The organism is Bartonella sp. AD328YNZD (assembly GCF_042196425.1).
The window spans coordinates 1-1136 of the sequence record NZ_JBHIQG010000545.1 but is presented as its reverse complement, the minus strand read 5'-3'; the positions used below and the strand labels follow the sequence as shown (position 1 = coordinate 1136).

The window sequence follows — 1136 nt, the reverse complement described above, 5'->3', positions numbered from 1 at the left end:
GTTGACTTTGCAATGACAGAAAACGTTCTTTTACGTGCAGAATACCGTTACTCCGATTTTGGTAAAAAGAAATTCGCCAACGATACACGTGAATTCAATTACAAAACCAATGATTTCCGTGTAGGCGTCGCTTACAAATTCTAATTTCCTAAAAATAAAATTATAAGCACAAAAAAATACGAAGGCCTCGTTTAACGGGGCCTTTATTTTATTAGCCCTCTATTTTAATCTCTCTTAATCTTCTATTTTTTATTTGTATCATTTTATGCTATAAGACTGTAAAGAAGAAAGTTTTATATTATAGAGGGCGAATTGGTGGTATATATGGATTTTATAGCTACTGATTACATAAAATTTTATATCACGGCTATCATTTTACGCCTAAGTGGAGAGTATTTAATTAATCTCAGAAATAGGAAAAGATCATAACCAGTGACGAACTTTAGTCTACTTTTATATACCAGATTAGAACGAGCGTACTACATCTGTTGGAGTAAGTTCTGAAACGGGAATACAGCCTCATTGGGGAAGAATATAAAGTTACAAAGAGAAAAACTAGTTTCCAACTTTATCATCTTCTTTTAATTTAGCTTTACGATTTTCAAAAGCATTTAGAGTAATGTCTTTTAAATAATGAAAATGAAGATGACGCATTATCTTACGTTTTTGTTTATTGCATTCTTTTTATGGGATTATACTCCTCATGCAAAACAGAACGCCCCAACGGAATACATTTGTTGTTGTGTATTCACACATTTTTTTTAAAGAAATATTTTTCAAAGTATATCAATCCCACTTATGTATCTGGAAAAGATTTGAATATCTTAGGCTCTGATGTTCAAACAAAGGATAAACTTCTCTTGCAAGCTGAGAAGAATGTTTCGATTGATGCCACACGCAACAGTATGGACAATCAGAATGGGAGTGAAACATCTCATGTTGCCTTGCACAATGGCTCTCATTTAAGTTCTGGAAAAGAGACCACTGTTCTCTCTGGAAAAGATATCCATATTGCTGCTTCCGATATAGATGCCAAGGGTAATGTTGCTCTTGGCGCCCAAGGGGAGGTAACAATAGGGGTAAGAAACGATGAGATGGAGTATCATCTTCAGGGCAAAAACACGAAAGTGGATATG

At 34.3% G+C, this 1136-nt stretch carries 1 protein-coding gene and 1 pseudogene; both read left to right on the top strand.

Annotation, left to right across the window (positions count from 1 at the left end):
* Positions 1–144 (top strand): outer membrane protein (locus ACFIO3_RS13530; protein WP_375704634.1); only part of this gene is annotated, 144 nt, incomplete at its 5' end.
* 650 nt (positions 145–794) lie between these two features.
* A pseudogene (locus ACFIO3_RS13525) lies at positions 795–1136 on the top strand (hemagglutinin repeat-containing protein); the annotation flags it as partial.